General features: G+C 61.9%; 18 protein-coding genes. 16 read left to right on the top strand and 2 right to left on the bottom strand.

What is annotated here, in order from left to right; translation table 11 throughout:
• From FE782_RS20985 to FE782_RS20995, 3 genes are all read left to right on the top strand, one after another.
• Positions 1–525, top strand: a complete 525-nt coding sequence (locus tag FE782_RS20985; RefSeq protein ID WP_138196287.1) for a hypothetical protein — start codon at positions 1–3, stop codon at positions 523–525.
• Positions 522–1,307 (top strand): HAD family hydrolase, encoded by a 786-nt coding sequence (locus FE782_RS20990; protein WP_138196289.1) that lies wholly within the window; start codon positions 522–524, stop codon positions 1,305–1,307. The genes FE782_RS20985 and FE782_RS20990 overlap by 4 nt, the downstream gene beginning before the upstream one ends.
• A gap of 114 nt (positions 1,308–1,421) precedes the next feature.
• On the top strand, positions 1,422–1,886 hold the full coding sequence (locus tag FE782_RS20995) for an Hsp20/alpha crystallin family protein (RefSeq protein ID WP_138196291.1): 465 nt from the start codon (positions 1,422–1,424) through the stop codon (positions 1,884–1,886).
• Between the two features lie 33 nt (positions 1,887–1,919).
• Here the strand turns inward: FE782_RS20995 and FE782_RS21000 are convergent, their stop codons facing one another.
• Positions 1,920–2,462 carry a 1,2-dihydroxy-3-keto-5-methylthiopentene dioxygenase gene (locus FE782_RS21000; protein ID WP_138196293.1) on the bottom strand — a complete coding sequence of 181 codons (543 nt, stop codon included), beginning with the start codon at positions 2,460–2,462 and terminating at the stop codon, positions 1,920–1,922.
• Positions 2,463–2,697: 235 nt separating this feature from the next.
• Here FE782_RS21000 and metH point away from each other — a divergent pair, with 235 nt between their 5' ends.
• Together metH and rnz are read left to right on the top strand one after the other, a co-directional pair.
• On the top strand, positions 2,698–6,084 hold the full coding sequence (gene metH / locus FE782_RS21005; protein ID WP_439116449.1) for a methionine synthase: 3,387 nt from the start codon (positions 2,698–2,700) through the stop codon (positions 6,082–6,084).
• A gap of 1 nt (position 6,085) precedes the next feature.
• A complete protein-coding gene (gene rnz / locus FE782_RS21010) occupies positions 6,086–7,015 on the top strand; it encodes a ribonuclease Z (protein WP_138196297.1) in 930 nt (309 codons plus the stop codon).
• 81 nt (positions 7,016–7,096) lie between these two features.
• On the opposite strand, the gene FE782_RS21015 is transcribed toward rnz, so the two are convergent.
• The gene (locus FE782_RS21015) at positions 7,097–7,411 is read right to left on the bottom strand and encodes a YbjQ family protein (protein ID WP_138196299.1); all 315 of its coding nucleotides are present in this window, start codon (positions 7,409–7,411) and stop codon (positions 7,097–7,099) included.
• A gap of 214 nt (positions 7,412–7,625) precedes the next feature.
• Here FE782_RS21015 and FE782_RS21020 point away from each other — a divergent pair, with 214 nt between their 5' ends.
• From FE782_RS21020 to FE782_RS21070, 11 genes are all read left to right on the top strand, one after another.
• The gene (locus FE782_RS21020) at positions 7,626–8,288 is read left to right on the top strand and encodes a prepilin peptidase (protein ID WP_138196301.1); all 663 of its coding nucleotides are present in this window, start codon (positions 7,626–7,628) and stop codon (positions 8,286–8,288) included.
• 102 nt (positions 8,289–8,390) lie between these two features.
• Complete coding sequence (locus FE782_RS21025; protein ID WP_138196303.1) at positions 8,391–9,638, top strand: molybdopterin-dependent oxidoreductase; 1,248 nt, start codon at positions 8,391–8,393, stop codon at positions 9,636–9,638.
• Positions 9,639–9,725: 87 nt separating this feature from the next.
• Complete coding sequence (locus tag FE782_RS21030) at positions 9,726–9,938, top strand: hypothetical protein (RefSeq protein ID WP_138196305.1); 213 nt, start codon at positions 9,726–9,728, stop codon at positions 9,936–9,938.
• 309 nt (positions 9,939–10,247) lie between these two features.
• Entirely contained in the window at positions 10,248–12,539 is a 2,292-nt protein-coding gene (locus FE782_RS21035) for a DEAD/DEAH box helicase (RefSeq protein ID WP_138196307.1), read from the top strand.
• The gene (locus FE782_RS21040) at positions 12,536–13,813 is read left to right on the top strand and encodes a ribonuclease H-like domain-containing protein (RefSeq protein WP_138196309.1); all 1,278 of its coding nucleotides are present in this window, start codon (positions 12,536–12,538) and stop codon (positions 13,811–13,813) included. The genes FE782_RS21035 and FE782_RS21040 overlap by 4 nt, the downstream gene beginning before the upstream one ends.
• Before the next feature lie 170 nt (positions 13,814–13,983).
• Positions 13,984–14,865 carry a DNA-formamidopyrimidine glycosylase gene (gene mutM, locus FE782_RS21045; protein ID WP_138196311.1) on the top strand — a complete coding sequence of 294 codons (882 nt, stop codon included), beginning with the start codon at positions 13,984–13,986 and terminating at the stop codon, positions 14,863–14,865.
• Entirely contained in the window at positions 14,813–15,664 is an 852-nt protein-coding gene (locus FE782_RS21050; protein ID WP_238392591.1) for a deoxyribonuclease IV, read from the top strand. Before mutM ends, FE782_RS21050 begins: the two co-directional genes overlap by 53 nt.
• An 80-nt stretch (positions 15,665–15,744) precedes the next feature.
• Positions 15,745–16,512, top strand: coding sequence for an ABC transporter ATP-binding protein (locus FE782_RS21055; RefSeq protein WP_138196313.1), 768 nt, complete (start codon positions 15,745–15,747; stop codon positions 16,510–16,512).
• Positions 16,488–17,573: an SAM-dependent methyltransferase gene (locus FE782_RS21060; protein WP_138196315.1), complete on the top strand. Its 1,086-nt coding sequence runs from the start codon at positions 16,488–16,490 to the stop codon at positions 17,571–17,573. The genes FE782_RS21055 and FE782_RS21060 overlap by 25 nt, the downstream gene beginning before the upstream one ends.
• A 199-nt stretch (positions 17,574–17,772) precedes the next feature.
• Positions 17,773–18,045 (top strand): hypothetical protein, encoded by a 273-nt coding sequence (locus FE782_RS21065; protein ID WP_138196317.1) that lies wholly within the window; start codon positions 17,773–17,775, stop codon positions 18,043–18,045.
• 117 nt (positions 18,046–18,162) lie between these two features.
• On the top strand, positions 18,163–19,788 hold the full coding sequence (locus FE782_RS21070; RefSeq protein WP_158299486.1) for a serine/threonine protein kinase: 1,626 nt from the start codon (positions 18,163–18,165) through the stop codon (positions 19,786–19,788).
• Positions 19,789–19,838 lie beyond the last annotated feature (50 nt).

A 19,838-nucleotide genomic window follows, 5' to 3' on the forward strand; every position in this document is an offset into this window, starting at 1 on the left:
ATGTCCCGAAAATGGGAACGCATGGTGGAGAAAAACTCCAAACGGATGAATCAAGACCGATTGAAAAAAGGGCAGACGCCGATCGGCGCGAAAGACGGCCCGGAGAAAATCAAGGGGAGAAGCTGGGTGTTCCCGTTAGTGCTGGCTTCCGCCGGCATTCTCTTCGCGTTCACGATGCCGCAGGCGAACGCCGGAGACACGTTATATCAGATCACGGTCGCGCTGTATTTGCTGCTTGCGCTGTTTCACTTCTTCGTACGGAGGCCGTTCCTTAAGGTCGGGAAGAACGAGCTCGGCTGGAGAACGTATGCCGGGGACCGGTCCGTCGCGGCGCAGGACATCGCTACGATTCACATCGGCGACAATCGTTCGACCGTGATGCTGAAGGACGGGAAGACGAAGCGTTCGTTCTCCAAAGCTTATCATCTGTATCCGATGAATCGGATTAACGAGGCGCTGACGCAATTCGCGGCGGCTCACCATATTCCGCTGAACGGAGCGGAGAAGGAGACCGTAGGGGCATGAAGAAGAAAGCCGTGCTTTTCGATTTGGACGATACGTTGTTGTGGGACGAGCGATCGGTGCAGGAGGCGTTCGACGCGACGTGCCGGGAAGCGGCCGAAGCGGTCGGCGTAGACCCGAAGGCGCTCGAGTTGTCCGTGCGGAAGGAAGCCCGCGCGCTGTACGAAAGCTACGAGACGTTCCCGTTCACGCAGATGATCGGCATTAACCCGTTCGAAGGGCTGTGGGGCAACTTCCGCGAAGGCGCAGCCCCGGAGTTCCGGATGATGGAACGGCTCATGCCGCAATATCGCGCCGACGCGTGGACGCGCGGATTGCTCGCGTTGGGCGTCGACGATCCGGAGCTCGGCGCCCGGTTGGGCGAACGGTTCCCGGCGATTCGCCGCAGTCTCGCGTACCTCTATGAAGAGACGTACGAAGTGTTGGACGAACTCCGAGGCAACGCCAAGCTGCTTCTGCTGACGAACGGCTCGCCGGACCTGCAGAAGGAGAAGCTCGCCGGCGTACCCGAGCTGTCCCCCTACTTCGATCATATCGTCATCTCCGGCGATTTCGGCCGAGGGAAGCCGGATCCGGGCATCTTCCGCCATGCGCTGTCGCTGCTCGAGGTCGAGCCGGAGGAAGCGATCATGATCGGCGACAAGCTGACGACGGATATTCTCGGTTCGAGCCGCGTCGGGATGGACAATATTTGGATCAACCATCATGGCGCTTCGATCGGCGAACACACGGCGCCGAAGCACACGGTCACGAGATTGCGAGAAATTCTTGCCATTATTCTATAACGTTCTTATTGGTGCCGCGGAGCGCAGATCCGCGGCCTTTCTTATGAACCGAACGTCTCCGCTCGGCATACGCTGTAAGATACACTGGGCGCAAGCGGAGGAGGTTCGCTCGACATGAACGACGTATGGAAAGACCGGAGGTTCCGGAACGGGTGGAAGTCGTTCGAAGGCATGATCCGGCGCAAGATACAGTCGGTGCGGAATTCGCCGTCGGCGAGGAACGAATACGAGTGGGACCGGCTCATGGGGGAGGCGCTGGCGTACCTGGAACGGCACCGCGCCTCGGGATATACGTGGGAGTGCTTCGAGACGTTCAAGTCGGTTATCGTCCGGGTGACGATGCCGTCGGACGGCGCAGACAAGCTGCCCCGGCTTCGCTTGGACGATCGTACGCTGACGTTGACAGGCATACCGGGGAAGCTGGACGAGACGATCGAGCTGCCGGCCGCGGTCGTGCCGAGGAAGCCGCGAGCAGAATACGCGGACGGCGTCGTGGAAATTCGGCTCCGGAAGCAGTCGGCGGTGAAGCCGACGCGCCGCGTGCGCTGCAGCGCGAAAAAATCCCCTTCCGGCCGGTAAGCGGAAGGGGATTGTTCATTTCAAATAACGATCTTATGCTTTCTGGAACGCCGGGTCCGCGAACGGATGAGCGATCCAACCTTCCGTCTCGATGAACAAGCGAACCGCGACGATCTGGCGATTGTCCATCAACGTGAAGAAGTGCGGTTTGTGCTCCGGCACCGAGATGACGTCGCCGGCTTCGAGTTCGACGTCGAAGTAGCCGACGTCGTCCGTGCCCTTGATAATGAAGATGCCTTTGCCCGCCGTAATCGCGCGCACTTCGTCTTCCGTATGCGTGTGGACGTTCTCGAATTTCTTGAGCAGCTCCTCCAGGTTCGGCGTCGCGTCGGACAAGGCGACGATGTCCCACGTGCGGTAGCCGCGGCGGGCCGCGAGATCTCGGATTTCCTCGTCGAACGTCGACAAGATTTCCGCTTTCTCCTCGTCGCTCAGCACGAATTTATCTTGAAGATGCGCCGGCAGCTTAGCGGGGTTCCAATGCTCGTACAATACTTCTTGACTGCTCAGGAACGCGCGGACGTTCTCTTCGCCCGAGATGCGTTCTTCCGTGTTTCGAATGCGAATTTCCGCCATCCGAATCCCTCTTTCCTTATTGGAGTTGTTATTTATAATGATTCTAAAGAGTGAAGCAATGAATCGTATTATAGAATATTTTAACCTCTCTGTCATCGGTTTTGTCAAATAACTTTTCCAAATCCGAGTAATTTGCTACACTATGTTAAATCGGCAAGGGGAGTGGGGTCTGGTTGTGACGAAGACATTATTAGAACAACAATTGGAAAAGAAGATCTTAATCATAGACGGCGCTATGGGAACGATGATTCAACAAGCGGACGTTACGGCGGCCGACTTCGGCGGCGACGAGTTCGACGGGTGCAACGAGCTGCTCTGCGTCACGCGACCGGACCTCATCCGCGGCATTCATGAAGCGTACTTCGCCGCAGGGGCGGATCTGGTAGAGACGAACAGCTTCGGTTCGACGAGCGTCGTCTTGGCGGAATACGACATTCCGCACCGAGCGAGAGAGCTGAACTTGGCCGCGGCGCGCCTCGCAAGAGAAGCGGCGGACAAGTTTTCTACGCCGGATTGGCCGCGTTTCGTCGCGGGCGCGATGGGACCGACGACGAAGACGCTGTCGGTGACGGGCGGCGTGACGTTCGAAGGACTCGTGGAGTCGTATTTCGAACAGGCGCTGGCGCTTCTCGAAGGCGGGGTCGACGCGCTCCTGCTCGAGACGAGCCAAGATACGCTCAACGTGAAGGCGGGCAGCATCGGCATCCGCAAGGCGTTCGATCAAGCGGGCAAGACGGTGCCGATCATGATCTCCGGCACGATCGAGCCGATGGGCACGACGCTGGCGGGGCAGAACATCGAATCGTTCCTCGTTTCGCTCGAGCATCTGAAGCCGGTCTCGATCGGTCTGAACTGCGCGACGGGACCGGAATTTATGAAGGATCATATCCGGACGCTGTCGGCGCTGACGGATGCGGCGGTGTCTTGTTATCCGAACGCGGGTCTTCCGGACGAGAACGGCAACTATCACGAGTCGCCGGAATCGCTCGCGAAGAAGCTGGCCGGCTTCGCGGAGCAGGGCTGGCTGAACATCGCCGGCGGCTGCTGCGGTACGACGCCGGACCATATCCGCGCGCTGGCGGACGAGCTGTCGAGCTACCGCCCGCGGCCGCGCGACGGCGAGCATCCGCCGGCCGTGTCCGGCATCGAGACGGTGTATCTCGAAGCGGACAATAAGCCGCTGATGGTCGGCGAACGGACGAACGTGATCGGTTCGCGGAAGTTCAAACGTTTGATTTTCGAAGGGAAATTCGAAGAGGCGTCGGAAATCGCGAGAGCGCAGGTGAAGAGCGGAGCGCATATCGTCGACGTGAACCTCGAGGACACGGAGCTCGACGAGAAGAAGTCGATGGCCGAGTTTCTGCAGCTCGTGACGAAGAAGGTCAAGGTACCGCTCATGCTCGACTCGACGAACCACGAAGTGCTCGAGGTCGGCTTGAAGTATTCCCAGGGCAAGGCGATCATTAACTCCATTAATATGGAAGACGGCTTGGAGCGGTTCGATCGCGTCGTGCCGCTCATTCATAAATACGGCGCCGCCGTCGTCGTCGGTCTCATCGACGAGAAGGGCATGGCGGTATGGCCGGAAGACAAGCTGCGCGTCGCGAAGCGCTCGTTCGATATTTTGACGAGCCGGTACGGGGTCAATCCGCGGGATATCATTTTCGATCCGAACGTGTTCCCCGTCGGCTCGGGCGATCCGCAATACGTCGGTTCGGCGGCGGCCACGATCGAAGGCATTCGTCTGATCAGCGAGCAGTTCCCGGAAAGTTCAACGATTCTCGGCATCAGCAACGTCTCCTTCGGCCTGCCGCCGGCGGGGCGCGAGGTGCTGAACTCCGTGTTCCTGTACCACAACACGAAGGCGGGGCTCGGGTATGCGATCGTCAATACGGAGAAGCTTGAGCGATACGCCTCGATTCCGGAAGAGGAGCGCAGGCTCGCGGAGGATCTGATTTTCCATACGAGCGACGAGACGCTCGCCGCGTTCGTCGCGTACTTCCGGGAGAAGAAGGTCGAGAAGAAGGAGAAGACGAGCAGCTTGACGCTCGAGGAGCGGCTGTCTTCGTATATCGTGGAAGGCACGAAGGAAGGGCTCGTCCCGGATCTCGACGAGGCGCTGACGAAATACGCGCCGCTCGACATTATCAACGGGCCGCTGATGGCGGGGATGGACGAAGTCGGCCGGCTATTCAACAACAACGAGCTGATCGTCGCGGAAGTGCTGCAGAGCGCCGAAGCGATGAAGGCCGCCGTCTCCCATCTCGAGCCGTACATGGAGAAGTCCGAGTCGAGCGTGAAGGGCAAGATCATGCTCGCGACGGTGAAGGGCGACGTGCACGATATCGGAAAAAATCTCGTCGAGATCATCTTGACGAACAACGGATACAAGATCATTAACCTCGGCATCAAGGTGCCGCCGGATCAGTTGATCGAAGCGTACCGGAAGGAAAAGCCGGACGCGATCGGGTTGTCCGGCTTGCTCGTCAAGTCGGCGCAGCAGATGGTTACGACCGCGCAGGACTTGAAATCGGCGGGCGTCGAGGTGCCGATTCTCGTCGGCGGCGCCGCGCTGTCGCGGAAGTTCACGAAGACGCGGATCGCGCCCGAGTACGACGGCCTGGTGCTCTACGCGAAGGACGCGATGGACGGTCTCGACCTCGCGAATCGGATCATGAACGCCGAGGAGCGGGAGCGACTCGTGCAGGAGTTGCGGGAGGCGAAGGAGTCGGACGTGAAGGAGTCGGGACGGAAGGAGAAGTCGGCCGTCGCCGACGAAGGTCCGAAGGTGTCGAACGTCTCCCGCGACGTCCCGGTCCAGGTGCCGAAGGATACCGACCGGCACGTGCTTCGCGACTATCCGGTTTCGCATCTGCTGCCGTACGTCAACATGCAGATGCTGCTCGGCCACCATCTCGGGCTGAAGGGCAAAGTCGCGACGCTGCTCGAGGCGCGCGATCCGAAAGCGACGCAGTTGAAGAGCGTCGTGGACGAGCTGTTCGAAGACGGAATCAAGAACGGCACGCTGAAGGCGAACGCGGTGTACCGGTTCTTCCCGGCGCAATCGCGAGGGAACGACGTCATCGTCTACGATCCGGACGACACGTCCCGCGTGCTGCAGACGTTCACGTTCCCGCGCCAAGACGTCGAGCCGTATCTATGCCTTGCGGACTACCTGAAGCCGACGGAGAGCGGCGAGATGGACTATGTCGGCTTCCTCGTCGTGACGGCGGGCGCCGGCATCCGCGCCAGAGCCGAGGCGTATAAGGAGCGCGGCGAATACTTGCTCTCGCACGCCGTGCAGGCGGTCGCGCTCGAGACGGCCGAGGCGTTCGCGGAACGCGTGCACCAGATGATGCGCGACGTATGGGGAATTCCGGATCCGGCGAACCTAACGATACAAGGGCTGTTCGGCGCGAAGTACCGCGGGCAGCGGTTCTCCTTCGGGTATCCGGCCTGTCCGAACCTGGAGGATCAAGCGCCGTTGTTCGAGCTGCTGCAGCCGAGCGATATCGGCGTCGAGCTGACGGACAGCTTCATGATGGAGCCGGAGGCGTCCGTGTCGGCGATCGTCTTCGCGCATCCGGAAGCCCGATACTTTAACGTAGATAAGGCGGAGTAACGTGGAATTGTATTTTCTTGGCACGGGGGCGGGCATGCCGACGCGGGGGCGCAACGTCACGTCGGTCGCCCTGAATCTGATGCCGGAACGCGGCACGGTATGGCTGTTCGACGCGGGGGAGGGCACGCAGCACCAAATGCTGCGCTCCCCGATCAAGCCGGGAAAGCTGGAATTTATTTTTATTACGCATCTGCATGGCGATCATCTGTACGGTTTGCCTGGGCTGATGACGAGCCGATCGTACCAAGGCGGGGACGAGCCGCTCACGTTGTTCGGGCCTCCGGGCTTGCGGCGGTTCGTCGAGACGGCGTTCGAGGTGAGCGGCGCGCATCTCGATTACGAGGTTCGGGTCCGAGAGTTCGAGGAGGGCGTCGTGTTCGAGGACGAGCAGTTCCGCGTAACGGCGGCGAAGCTCGAGCATCGGATCGATTCGTACGGCTTCCGAATCGTGGAGCGGGACACGCCGGGGGCGCTCGACAGCGCGAGGCTGACGGCGGAGGGCTTCCGTCCCGGCCCGCAGTATGCGCGGCTGAAGCGCGGCGAGACGGTGACGATGCCCGACGGGCGTACGATCGACGGCAGGGCGTATCTCGGGCCGGAGCTGAAGGGACGCACGGTCGCCGTCTTCGGCGACACGCGGCCTTGCGGAAGCGAGCTCGAGCTCGCGCGCGGGGCGGACGTGCTCGTACACGAGGCGACGTATATGCACGAGAAGGCGGACAACGCGCACAAGTATTACCACACGACCGCGACGCAAGCCGCGGTCTTGGCCGCCGAGGCCGGCGTCGGGGCGCTCATCCTGACGCACTTGTCGTCGCGCTACCAAGACGAAGCGGTGCACCGGCTGCTCGAGGAGGCGCGGGCGATCTTTCCGCGCTCCCACGTGGCGGAAGACTTCTGGTCGTATGTTATTCCGAGACGGGCGGAATAACAAGGAAAAGGCGAACTTCTCGGCGGGAAGGTTTCTTCCCGCGAGCGTTCGCCTTTTCCTATGTTCGAGCTTGGGGCGGTCTTATTCCGCTCGAACCGCCGTGCCGCTCACCGTCACCATCAGCATGCCTTCCCGCACGACCTCGTAATCGATGTCGATGCCGACGACCGCGTTGGCGCCGACGCTTCGCGCGTATTGCTGCATCTCTTGGATCGCGATTTCCCGCGCCTCCTTGAGCTTCTGCTCGTAAGCGCCGGAACGGCCGCCGACGATGTCGGTGATGGACGCGAACAAGTCGCGCACGATGTTCGCGCCCATAATCGCTTCGCCGTTCACGATGCCGAGGTAATCGGTAATGCGCTTGCCTTCGATCGTATTCGTCGTCGTAATGATCATAGAATGGATCCTCCTTCAGGTTGAACCGCTTGATGGATAATACGGTTCCCCGTCGAACGGCGTTTCATTTCTTTACCAGAAAAAAGATCAACCCCGTGAAACAATTCAACCGTGGATTTCCGCCCGAGAAACCCGTATACTGACAATACACAACGAGACGATTCCCAAGGTGACTCCACGCGAGTTGCCTTGTTTGTTTTCAAGGAGGTGTCGGATGGAAGTCAAGGAGCTTGCGTTCGCCGCCGCTGCTGCGGCGGCGGGCGTTCCGCTCGGCGCGTTGGCGGACGCGTGGGCGCGTCGGGCGCTTTCGCGCCGCCGGGCGCCTGGCGAAGGACGGTCGACGCGCGGGCTTGCGGCGGCTGCGGCATCGGCATCGTGCGCGTGGATCGGCTTGCGTTACGGCCCTGCGGACGCGGAGTGGCTGCCCGCCGCGCTGCTCGCCGTCGTAATGGTCGCGATCACGATCACGGACATGCGCGCGATGCTCATTCCGAACGCGATCGTCTTCCCCGCCGTCGGACTCGCGGCGCTGCTTCGGCTTCTCTGGCATCCGCTCCCCTTGTGGGAATACGCGGCCGGGGCAGCGGTCGGCTTCGGGCTGCTGTTCGCCGTATCCTTCCTTAGCAAGGGCGGGATCGGAGGCGGCGACGTGAAGCTGTACGTCTTCGTCGGGCTCGTCTGCGGACTGCAGGCGACGCTGCTGTCGCTGCTCCTCGCCAGCTTCGCGGGGACGGCCTACGGAATCGTCAGACGGCTGAGCGGGAAGCGCGGCGGTACGGTTCCGTTCGGCCCGTTCATCGCGGTCGGAGCGTTCCTGTCGATGATGTACGCCGAGCGGTGGCTGGAACGTTACGCAACCTGGTTGTCCCAGGCTTAATTCGAATGATTTCATCCCGCGAAACATGAACGGCATGAATTCGGAAACGGATGATTCACGGCCTTAATCGAATCTGGTGCGCCATCGAAGGAGGCGAATCGAATGAGCGGATGGATGGAGAGGTATACGTCGAAGTCGGGAAAGAAGCTCCGCCGCATTCATGCATGGAACGGGTGGGTCGTCGCGGCGTTGGCCGTATCCGGTATCGTGCTGTTCTTGCCGGCGCTGCGCGGAGCGACGGCGCCGATCCGCGTCGCGCTGAAGCAAGGGCATATCTGGGCGGGCGTCGCTTCGATCGTCCTGCTCCTGCTGTATTTGCCGTTCCTCGGGAAGCACGTCAAGCAGCTTCGCGCGAAGCCGGCGCAAGCGGGCAACTTGACGATCGTCTTATTGCTGCTTGTCGGGTGGAGCGTCTCGGGCGTCGTCCTATGGCTGGAGCGGTCGGTGCCGCCCGCGTGGACGTCGGCGGCGCTGCTGGCGCACGACGCGCTGACGTGGGTCGGCGTTCCGTATGCGATCTTCCACTCGGCGACGCGAAGCCGTTGGGTGCGAGAGCGCCGAGCGGCCGAACGCGCGGCGGCGGGCGACGACGCGGAAGCCGAGCGCAGCTATCTCCGGTACGACGGGTCCCGCCGGCGACTCCTGAAGGCCGGCATCGTCGCGGCGTTCGCGGTCGTATTCGGCCCCGTGGCGTACCGTCTCTGGAAGCGACTGGACGCTCAAGGCGGCGTCGCCGTCGAAGAGATCGAAGCGGCGCCGCCGGCGAACGGGCAAGAGCTGCTGACGCCCGCGCCCGACTCGTCGCCGCCGATCGGCGGCGGCGCGGAAGGCAGCTTCCGGATTTACACGGTGACGTCGATTCCGAGGTTCGACTCGGCGGCCTGGTCGTTCCGCATTCACGGACTTGTAGAGGAGCCGATCTCTTGGGATTGGCCCGCGTTCGCGAAGCTGGCAAGGAAGGTACAGGTGAGCGACTTCCATTGCGTCACCGGGTGGTCGGTGTACCATGCGACGTGGGAGGGCATCCCGCTCAAGGAGCTGCTCGCCGCGGCCGGCGTCAAGCCGAACGCCCGGTACGTGAAGTTTTACTCGGGAGACGGCGTCTACACGGATGCGTTATCGCTGGAGCAAGCGGAGATGGACGACGTAATGGTCGCCGCGCTGATCGACGGCAAGCCGATTCCGGAGGACTTAGGCGGACCGGTCCGATTGATCGTCCCCCGCATGTACGCGTATAAGTCGGTGAAATGGTTGGAATCGATCGAAATCATCGATCGCGATCATATCGGGTATTGGCAGGAGCGAGGATACGAGGTGGACGCGTGGGTACCCGGCGCGAACCGGGCGTAACGGAAGAAAGAGGATCCTGTAATAGAAATATCGTCCATGGGTACACTACCCACGATGTATACCGATTTCGGGGAGGCACCCATTCCTATGCAATTGAACCGTTACGACATGGCCGTTATCGAACAGGCATTGCGAGAAGCGATCAATCAAGGCGCGGATTATCACAAAATTTCGACGTACCAGGCGGTGCTCGGGAAGCTGAACGAAGCGCACGGCGCCGCTGCCGCGAGCCGGACGACGATGGAGCGGAACGACGGATTTCGGTACGATACCGACGATTCGTCCGATTTGCGGGCGTAGCGTCGAGGAACTTTTCCCGGGAAACCGCAGGAAGCGACAAGAGAGAACGCGGAATCGACAAGTTTTCATACAATTTCGACAAATGCGACAACTCGCTTGCCGCAAGAAAGCCGGGGCTCGAGCTCCGGCTTTTTTTGGTGCGCGTTCGGGCGGGGACGTTCGACCCATCCGGAGGTGCGTCGGTACATCCGGGGGGCGAAAGGCTCGGGTAGAAGATCGATAAGTTCTTTTTCTGTTTTTCGACTTCCCAGGCGAACGTATATTCTGTAGAATAGAAGGTATGTATCGACTGGCGAGGAGAACGAACGCATGAACCGATTAACCGGCAAGGTTTCCTCCATGGAGGAGCTGCTTGAACTTATAAGGTCTAAGAAAGAAATTTTGGAAAACGTCACCGAATGGCGCACCCTTCCCCCGCGCGAGGCGAAATTCTCCGATTTCCCGACGGAGCTTCGCCCGGAAATCCGCGCCGCGCTCGAGGCGAAGGGCATCACGAAGCTGTACACGCATCAGGCGTCCGCCTTCCGCGAAATCGCTGCGGGCCGCCACGTCGTCACGGTGACGCCGACCGCGTCCGGCAAGACGATGACGTATAATTTGCCCGTCATGCAGCAGCTGCTCGAGGACGACAGCTCAAGGGCGCTATATCTGTTCCCGACGAAGGCGCTCGCGCAGGACCAGGTCGCCGAACTGCAGGAGACGGTGGAGCGGATGGGCGTCGAAATCAAGGCGCATACGTACGACGGCGATACGCCGCCGACGGTGCGGACCGCCATTCGCAACGCGGGCCATATCGTCGTGACGAACCCGGACATGCTGCACAGCGCGATCTTGCCGCATCATACGAAGTGGGTGAAGCTGTTCGAGAACGTCAAGTTCATCGTCATCGACGAAGTGCATTCGTACCGGGGCGTCTTCGGCAGCCACGTGGCGAACGTCATCCGCCGATTGAAGCGCATCTGTAAATTCTACGGTTCGAATCCGCAGTTCATCTGCGCTTCGGCGACGATCGCGAATCCGAAGGAGCACGCGGAGAAGCTGATCGGCGAATCTGTCGCCCTCGTCGACGACAACGGCGCGCCGGCGGGCGAGAAGCATTTCGTGTTTTACAATCCGCCGGTCGTCAACCGGCAGCTCGGCATCCGCAAGTCGAGCGTGCTCGAATCGCAGCGGCTCGCGGCGTTGCTGCTGAAGCAGGGCATCCAGACGATCGTGTTCGCGCGCAGCCGCGTGCGGGTCGAACTGCTGCTTACATACTTGCAGGACCTCGTGAAGAACGAGCTCGGCACGAAGTCGATCCGAGGGTATCGGGGCGGCTATCTACCGAAGCAGCGCCGCGAGATCGAGAGGGGGCTTCGCAGCGGCGACATCCGCGGCGTCGTGTCGACGAACGCGCTCGAGCTCGGCATCGACATCGGACAGCTGCAAGCGTGCGTGTTGAACGGCTTCCCCGGCACGATCGCCAGCACATGGCAGCAATCCGGCCGGGCGGGCCGGCGTCACGAGACGGCGGTGACGTTCTTAGTGGCGAGCAGCAACCCGCTCGATCAGTACGTCATTCAAAATCCGGATTTCTTCTTCGAGCGATCGCCCGAGCAGGCGCGCATTCATCCGGATAACTTGCTCATTTTGCTCGATCACGTCAAGTGCGCGGCGTATGAGCTTCCTTTTCAACAAGGGGATACGTTCGGCGAGGAGCGGCTCGAGGACCTGCTCGAGTTTCTGGTGGAGGAGCGGGTGCTGCACCGGAACGGGGGCAAGTATTACTGGATGGAGCAGCACTTCCCCGCGAACAACATCTCGCTGCGGACGGCGGCCCAGGAGAACATCATTATCGTCGACATGACGAAGCCGGAGCATAAGGTGATCGGCGAGGTCGACCGGTTCAGCGCGCAGACGCTCGTGCACGAGGAAGCGATCTACATCCACGAAGGCGTGCAGTTTCAAGTGGAGAAGCTGGACTACGAGGAGAAGAAGGCGTATGTTCGCGAGGTCGACGTCGACTATTACACGGACGCGAATCTCGCGGTCGATCTGAAAATTTTGCACGCGGACCGGGAGCGTTCCGGCGGCGCGGGGCATACGACGAATTACGGCGAAGTGACGGTAAACGCGCGGGCGACGATCTTTAAGAAGATTAAGCTGCGCACCCACGAAAATATCGGCGCCGGACCGATCCATCTGCCGGAAGAGGAGCTGCATACGAGCTCGTATTGGATTACGCTCGCGGACGAGCTCGGCGGGTTCCGGTCGGCGAACGACCTGCAATACGCGCTGCTGGGGCTCGCGAACGTGATGATCCACATCGCGCCGCTGTATTTGATGTGCGACCCGTTCGACATCCGCGTCGTGCCGCAGGTGAAGGCGGTGCAGTCGAAGCTGCCGACGATTTTCTTCTACGACCGCTATCCCGGCGGCGTGGGGTTAAGCGAGCGGCTGTACGAGTCGCATCGGGAGCTGCTTGCCGAGGCGAGACGCATAATCTCCGGCTGCTCTTGTTTGAGCGGCTGTCCGGCGTGCGTCGGGCCGATCGAGGAGGTCGGCCTGCTCGGCAAGTCGCTGGCGCTCGAGCTCGTCGACCGGTTGGCGGCGGACGTATGAGCGGGCGGCTTCGCGAGCGGCTCGGCCGGCTGACGGGGAGCGGCGATCGATCGAAGCCGGCAGCCGACGAGGTCGCGTCGGCCGTCGCGGAGGCGGCGCCGCAGGAGCCCGAAGCCGCGGACTGGGCGAAGCTCGGCTTCGCGCTGCGACTCGGCCCGGGCGGCTCTTGTTTGACCCGCGACGTGCGGTATGAGGCGTCGCATCGGCACGGACATTTCGCCGTGAGCGAGTTCGCCTCCGCCGGCGCCGCGCTGACCCGGCTCGATCCGGCTGGGCGCGTCGTCAAGCCGGAGAAGCTGCTGTTTCTCGATACGGAGACGACGGGGCTCGGGCAAGGCGCCGGCAACGTTCCGTTCCTGATCGGCATCGGATGGTGGACGTCGGACGGATTTACGGTGCGGCAATGTTTGATTCGCCATCCGGGCGAGGAGGCGGCGATGCTCGCGATGCTGTCCGAGCGGCTGCCGGAGTTCACTCACCTGGTCACTTATAACGGACGCACGTTCGACTGGCCGCTCGTGAAAAACCGATACGTGCTGCAGCGGATGGCCGTGCCGAAGGATCCGGCGCATTTCGACTTTCTGTACCCGTCTCGAAGCCTGTGGCGGACGACGATGCCGTCGGTGCGACTCGGCGCGGTCGAGGAAGCGAAGCTGGGCGTGTTCCGCGAGGACGACGTGCCGGGCTCGATGGCGCCGGCGTTGTATTTCCAATACCTCGCCGAACGCGATTGCTCCGTGCTCGAAGGCGTCGTTCGTCACAACGAGACGGATATCGTGACGTTGTTGACGCTGGCGATTCACTTCGGCACGCTGCTTCGGGACGGCGGCGTCGCGCTCGACGGGTTGTCCGCCGCGGAGCTGCTGCGGCTCGGCCTCTGGTACGAGCGGCTCGGCTTCGAATCGGAAGCGTGCGGCGCGATCGATGCGCTTGCCGGACGCCCGGCGGAGGAGGCGGCGCCGCATTGGCACGAAGCGGCGGCGTTCTATAAGCGGCGCAAGCGCTGGGACGACGCGATTCGGCTGTGGCGGGCGGTCGCGGAAGGCGGGCGTCTCTGGTCGGCGCTCGACCCGTACGTCGAGCTGGCGATCGCGTACGAGCATCGCTTGAAGGACGCCGACGCGGCGCTCTATTGGACGGACGAGGCGCTGCGGACGGCGGAGCGCCGATTGTCGCTCTCGCGCGCCGGAGACGACGGCAAGCTGCGGGAGCAGCTGGCCGAGCTGCGCAAGCGCAAGGAGCGTCTGGCCCGCAAACGCGGAGCGTTGTTTTGAAGAGGAAGCGATCATCCGGCATAGGCGGGCTGATCGCTTCTTCGCATTCGGGCGCGCTTGCAGTTCCGCCGTACATCGGCACCCTCGCAATGCGTTCCCTGCTATAGCATAAAATACCACGACGGCAGGCAATCTAAGCCAAACGGAGCAACCCGAGGGAGGAGAACCGCTTGCCCGAATTGCCGGAGATGGAGACATATAAAAACCTACTAAACGAGCGGATCGCGGGGAAAACGGTCCGCGCCGCCGAGGTGACGCGCGAGAAGACGATCAACGTACCGGTCGACGCGTTCAAGGCGCGGGCGGAGGGGCGCAGGCTCGAACGCGTCGACAGACGCGCCAAGATGCTGCTGTTCCGCCTCGACGGCGGCGACGCGCTCGCGCTGCACCTGATGCTCGGCGGCTCGATGTTTTACGGAACGCCGGAGGAGGCGCCGGACCGGACCGCGCAGGTGATCCTTACATTCGACGATGACGACCGCCGCCTGTATTTCCACGGCCTCCGACTCGGGTATTTACATATTTACGACCCGCCGGACCTCGAAGCGAAGCTACGGAAGCTCGGCCCGGATCCGCTCGACCCTCGCTTCGGACCGAACGAGCTCGCGGCGGCGCTTCGCCGCTCGCGAGGCGCGCTCAAGTTCGCGCTTACGGATCAGGCCGTCATCGCCGGCATCGGCAACTGCTACGCCGACGAGATGTGCTTCGCCGCCGGCATCCATCCGCTCAGGAAGCTGACGGACATGTCCGCCTCGCAGCTGCAGACTCTCTATCCCGCGATGCAATCGACGCTATCGGAGGCGATGCGGTACGGCGGATACATGGAGACGCCGCTCTATGCCGGCGACAAGCTTACCGGCGGCTACAACGACCGATGCAAGGTGTACGACCGCGGCGGCGAGCCGTGCTTCCGCTGCGGCACGCCGATTACGAAAACCGAAAGCAACGGGCGCAAGGTGTTTTTTTGCGAACGATGCCAGCGACTTGGAGGCGAGAGCGGTGACCCGAACGGCGACGCGGCTGAAGCACGTCGGCTGTCATATCAGCATTAAACACGGCTACTCGGGCGCCGCGCAGACGGCTGCGGCGATCGGGGCGACGGCGTTTCAATATTTTCCGAAAAATCCAAGAGGGCTTTCGGTCAAAGACTTTAGCGCCTCCGACGCCGCCGCGTGCGCGGCGTTCTGCCGCGAGCATGGCATTCGCAGCATCGCGCACACGACGTACGCGACGAACTTGGCCGCGGAAGGCGCGCTGCGGGAGCCGACGATCCGGTCGCTGCGCAACGATCTCGAGATCGCGGAGGCGTGCGGCTCGGAAGGCGTCGTCGTCCACTTCGGCAAGTGGAAGGGAAGCGGCGATCCGCTGGAGGGCTACAAGGTTATCATCGCGGCTTTGAACGAGACGCTGCAGGATTGGCGAGGCAACGCCAAGCTGCTAATCGAAAACCAAGCCGGCGAAGGGACGGCCATCGGAACGACGTTGGAGGAGCTCGTCAGCATTCGGCAGCTGACCGCCTACCCCGAGCAAATCGGGTTTTGCCTCGATACGTGCCACTTCTTCGCCAGCGGCGTCTGGTCCGGAGCCAATTGGCAGGAGCTCTACGAAGCGGGAAGCAAACTCGGCTATTGGCGGCATCTGATGGCGCTGCACCTGAACGACTCCGTCTACCCGACGGGATCGCGGAGAGACCGGCACGCCAACATCGGCGGCGGCGCGATCGGCGCCAGAGCGCTCGCCGAGGCGCTCGCAACGCCGGAGCTGGTCGGGCTGCCGGTCGTATTGGAGACGCCGGTGCCGATGCAATCCTCCCATCAGGCGGAGATCGAGTTCGTTCGGTCGCTCGCGTAAATCGACGCGATTCGCTTGCAATTGCGCGGCGCGAGCGATACACTTCCCTACGAAGAAGCATGTACGGGGGGAACTCATCTATGATTCGATTGTCGAACGTTTCGTTCATTCGCGAGGGACGCAGCATTCTGACGGATATTTCGTGGCAGGTGGAGAAAGGACAGCATTGGGCGCTGCTCGGGCGGAACGGCTCGGGCAAGACGACGCTGCTCGAAATCATAAGCGGGTACCAATTTCCGTCGGTCGGAACGGTAGAAGTGCTCGGGGCGACATACGGCCGAGTCGACCTGCGAGAGCAGCGCAAGCGGCTCGGCTACATCAGCCAATCGCTGTTCGAGAAGCTGACGCCGCGCGACCCGCTCTGGGAAGCGGTGGCGACGGGCGCGTACGCGCATCTTCGCTTCTACGAGAAGATCGACCCGGAGGTGCGCGACCGGGCGATGGCGCGGCTGCAGCAATTCGGCTTGGAGTCGCTGGCGGACAACCCGCTCGGGACGCTGTCGCAGGGCGAGCGGAAGAAGGCCATGCTCGCGCGCGCGCTGATGGGCGAGCCGGAATTGATCGTATTGGACGAGCCGTGTTCGGGCTTGGATTTGTACCAGCGCGAAAACTACCTCGAGGTCGTCGAACAAATCTCGAAGGAAGCCGCGCTTTTGTACGTGACGCATCATATGGAAGAAATCGTGCCGGCCCTCACGCACGTCGCGCTGCTGCGCGAAGGGAAGCTGACCGCGGCCGGACCGAAGCGGGACGTGCTGACGGCGTCGCTGATCGAAGAGGCGTACGACGTGCAGGTCGCGCTGGATTGGGAGGAGGAGCGTCCTTGGATTCGAGTGAAACGAACGTAACCGCTGCGACCGAACCGGCGCCGCGGACCGGAAGCGTCTGGATCGGAACGTCGAACCGCGGCTTCGGCAAGCTGGCGGCGAGCGAGCTGCAGCGTCTGTTCGAGAAGGCGAAGACGCAATCGCTGTCGCCCGGCGACGTATACCGCTTCGAGGTGGACGCGGGCCGCGAGGAAGCGCTGCGGCGGATCAAGGAGAAGCCGCCGATCTTCCTGCGGCATATGCAGCCCGTCCATCGGACGGTGCCGATCGAAGACGCGGAAGCGACGCTGGCCGCGATCCGAGCGGTCGTCGCGGAGCTCGACGCGCCGCTGCGCGGCAAGAAGGTCGCGGTGCAGGCGCGCAAGGCGGAAGCTCCGCAGACGCCGAAGGCGGAGCTCGCGCCGATCGACGTGAAGCGCGCCGTCGACGAAGCGCTCGTCGCGACGCACGGCGCGATTCCCGTCGTACAAGACATGGAGTACGTCATTTCGGTGTATCTCGCCCGGGAAACGGCGTACGTCGGTTGGTCGAAGCCGGAGGACAACCTGTCGACGTGGTCGGGGGGCGCGGTGCATTTTCGCAAAGAAGATGGGGATATTTCCCGCGCGAAGTTCAAGCTGATGGAGGCGGAGCAGTCGTTCGGCATCGACTTCGGCGCGTTCCACAGCGCGCTCGATATCGGGGCAGCTCCAGGAGGCTGGTCTTCGTTCCTTCTGGAGAAGGGGCTCCGCGTGACGGCGATCGACCCGGCGGACATGCACCCGTCGCTGCATCGCGAGCACGGCTTCACGTATTTGCGAAAAAACGCGGCCGACGTCACGTTCCCGGAAGATTCGTTCGATCTGCTCGTGTGCGACATGAGCTGGGATCCGCTGCGGATGGCCGAGCTCGTGAAGCGTCTGCTTCCCGCCGTGTCGCGCGACGGACTCGTTCTTACGACCGTCAAGCTGATGCACGGGAAAGCGTTCGCGACGCTGCGCGAGGTGGAGCGGGTCATGGAGCCGGAAGCGAAGCTCGTCGCGACGAAGCAGCTGTTCCACAACCGGGAAGAGCTGACGTGCCGCTGGCGAAGAACGACGTAACAACGACGTAACAACGACGTAATAACGATAGATGCCCTCGTCTTTCATTCGAGTTTGAGCGAAGGATGAGGGTATTTTATTGGGGATGTTTATACAAAGCTTTGACATTGACATATAGTTTGATTTTGAAGTATATTGGACTTCAGGTAAGATGAAAGTCTTCTGCCGACAAGATTGCTGTGAAGGAGAGGATGAACGTATGCCTTCGGAGAAGAGAAGAGCGATTCGCATGGACGTGTTGAACGACCTGCATCGCGCTTACAAAACCGATCGATTGAAACGAAGAACGTTCCCGGTTTCCGTGGAGTTCGACGATCCGGAGACGTTTTTCGCGCTGGAATATTTGGCGGAGAAGAAGCTGGTATATTTCAAGCAGACGCACCCGGATCATTACGTCGCCAAGATCACCCCGCTTGGGAAGTCGCACCTCGAGCTGGAGCTCGGGTCGCGTAAGGAAGCGGCTTGCAGATAAGAAGCGCGAAGGGATTGACGGTTGGAGACGACCGTTTTATACTAGGAAACAGCAGACCAGCATGCGGGATTCCCGTATGCCGGTCTGTTATTTTTTTTGCGGAAAGTAGGGAGAATGATGGACGAAGAAATACGAGACGGCCCGTTCCGCTCGGGAGACGTCGCCGCCGGCCGATACCGGATCGTACGGCGGATCGGCGAAGGGGGCATGGGGCGCGTCTACTTGGCCGAGGATTTACGGCTAGCGGGTCAGCGATGGGCGGTCAAGTGGGTGCCCGTCGACGCGGCGTTCCCCTCCCAGCCGGAGAAGGAAGCGGCGATCATGACGTCGCTCCGGCATCCGTCGCTGCCCCGCATCGTCGATTATTTCGGCGCCGGCGAGGAAGGCGTCTGCATCGTGATGGACTATCTCGAAGGCGAGACGCTGCTGCAGCGATCGGCCGCGCACGATCATGCGCTGCCTTGGACGACGGTCGTCCATTACGGCGCGCAGCTATGCGATTTGCTCGATTATTTGCATTCGCTCGACAGCCCGATCGTGTTCCGGGATATGAAGCCGTCCAACGTCATCGTCGGACCGGACGACGCGGTGCGGTTGGTCGATTTCGGAATCGCCCGCACGTATAAGGAAGGCAAAGCTTCGGACACGGTGCACGTCGGCTCGGTCGGGTTCGCCGCCCCGGAGCTGCTGGCGAATCTGCAGACGGATCACCGAGCGGACTTATATTCCTTAGGGAGCTTGCTTTATTTTTTGTTAAGCGGAGGACAGTTTTACAATTTTACGAAAAAGCCGATCGAAGCGGTCGCCGACGCGATCCCGCCGGAGCTAGCCGCCGCGCTTCATCGTCTGCTCGCGGACGAGCCGTCGCGCCGGTTCCCGGACGCCAAGACGGCGAAGGCGTCGCTTCTCGCGTCCGGCCCGAAGCCCGTCGCAGGCGGGACGAGCGTGCCTGGCGCCGGCGGAACGGGACATGCGGCGACCGGCAGACGGACGGTCGTCGCCGTATACGGATTGTTCCCGAAGGTCGGAGCCACGTTCACGGCGGTGGCGATCGCGAAGCTGCTCGCCGAGCGGAAGCTCTATACGACATATATGGGGTTTCCGTGGGCTGCGGGCGACGCGTTCCTCCGCATGGTGTCCGCCACGAGGGACGGCGAGAGCGAATGGCGGGAGGACCGGCTTGCCTGGAGGCTCGCTCCGGACGAGGAGGGGCAAGAGGACTTCGACGCCGCCCGGTTGTACAAGCTGTTATTCGAAACGAAGGGCGACGTCGCGGTATTCGACGTGCCGTCCAAGGCGAACCCGGAGGCGGCCGAAGCGCTGCTGCGCGTATCGGACGCGGTCGTCGCGGTCGTCTCGCCCGATCCGGGAGGGCTGCGATCGAGCGCCGCCGTCGACAACTGGCGTCGGTTGAACGCTTGCGCCGGCGACGGACGGATCGAATGGGTCGCGAACCGGGTGCCGTCGGGGGTGCGGTTGAACGATTTTTACAAGCTGTTCTCCATTAAACCCGCGGGGACGATCCGCGAGTTCTCGTATGACCGGATGATCGGGGCGATGTGGAACGGCAGATTTCTGTGCGACGAGACGGACGTGCGCGAGGAGCTGTCGGACGCGCTGCAGCCTCTGCTTCGGAAGCTCGCTCCCGGCAAGGAGAAAGAGTCGGGCTTCCGGGCGTCCGCGAAAAGATGGCTTGCCAACAAATGGTCGATCGACTATAATAAAAACAAATTTCATCCATAGGTTGACATGCGGAAGCACCGCTGACCCTAACAGGTCTGCGCGTGCTTTTT

Origin of the sequence: Paenibacillus antri (assembly GCF_005765165.1) — a bacterium.
Lineage (GTDB): Bacteria > Bacillota > Bacilli > Paenibacillales > YIM-B00363 > Paenibacillus_AE > Paenibacillus_AE antri.

Bases quoted from the DNA above. Each gene is read 5' to 3' on its own strand.
- FE782_RS20985 (WP_138196287.1), top strand. From the start codon at position 1: ATGTCCCGAAAATGGGAACGCATGGTGGAGAAAAACTCCAAACGGATG.
- FE782_RS20990 (WP_138196289.1), top strand. From the start codon at position 522: ATGAAGAAGAAAGCCGTGCTTTTCGATTTGGACGATACGTTGTTGTGG.
- FE782_RS20995 (WP_138196291.1), top strand. From the start codon at position 1,422: ATGAACGACGTATGGAAAGACCGGAGGTTCCGGAACGGGTGGAAGTCG.
- FE782_RS21000 (WP_138196293.1), bottom strand. From the start codon at position 2,462: ATGGCGGAAATTCGCATTCGAAACACGGAAGAACGCATCTCGGGCGAA.
- metH (WP_439116449.1), top strand. From the start codon at position 2,698: ATGGGAACGATGATTCAACAAGCGGACGTTACGGCGGCCGACTTCGGC.
- FE782_RS21015 (WP_138196299.1), bottom strand. From the start codon at position 7,411: ATGATCATTACGACGACGAATACGATCGAAGGCAAGCGCATTACCGAT.
- FE782_RS21020 (WP_138196301.1), top strand. From the start codon at position 7,626: ATGGAAGTCAAGGAGCTTGCGTTCGCCGCCGCTGCTGCGGCGGCGGGC.
- FE782_RS21025 (WP_138196303.1), top strand. From the start codon at position 8,391: ATGAGCGGATGGATGGAGAGGTATACGTCGAAGTCGGGAAAGAAGCTC.
- FE782_RS21030 (WP_138196305.1), top strand. From the start codon at position 9,726: ATGCAATTGAACCGTTACGACATGGCCGTTATCGAACAGGCATTGCGA.
- FE782_RS21035 (WP_138196307.1), top strand. From the start codon at position 10,248: ATGAACCGATTAACCGGCAAGGTTTCCTCCATGGAGGAGCTGCTTGAA.
- FE782_RS21040 (WP_138196309.1), top strand. From the start codon at position 12,536: ATGAGCGGGCGGCTTCGCGAGCGGCTCGGCCGGCTGACGGGGAGCGGC.
- FE782_RS21055 (WP_138196313.1), top strand. From the start codon at position 15,745: ATGATTCGATTGTCGAACGTTTCGTTCATTCGCGAGGGACGCAGCATT.
- FE782_RS21065 (WP_138196317.1), top strand. From the start codon at position 17,773: ATGCCTTCGGAGAAGAGAAGAGCGATTCGCATGGACGTGTTGAACGAC.
- FE782_RS21070 (WP_158299486.1), top strand. From the start codon at position 18,163: ATGGACGAAGAAATACGAGACGGCCCGTTCCGCTCGGGAGACGTCGCC.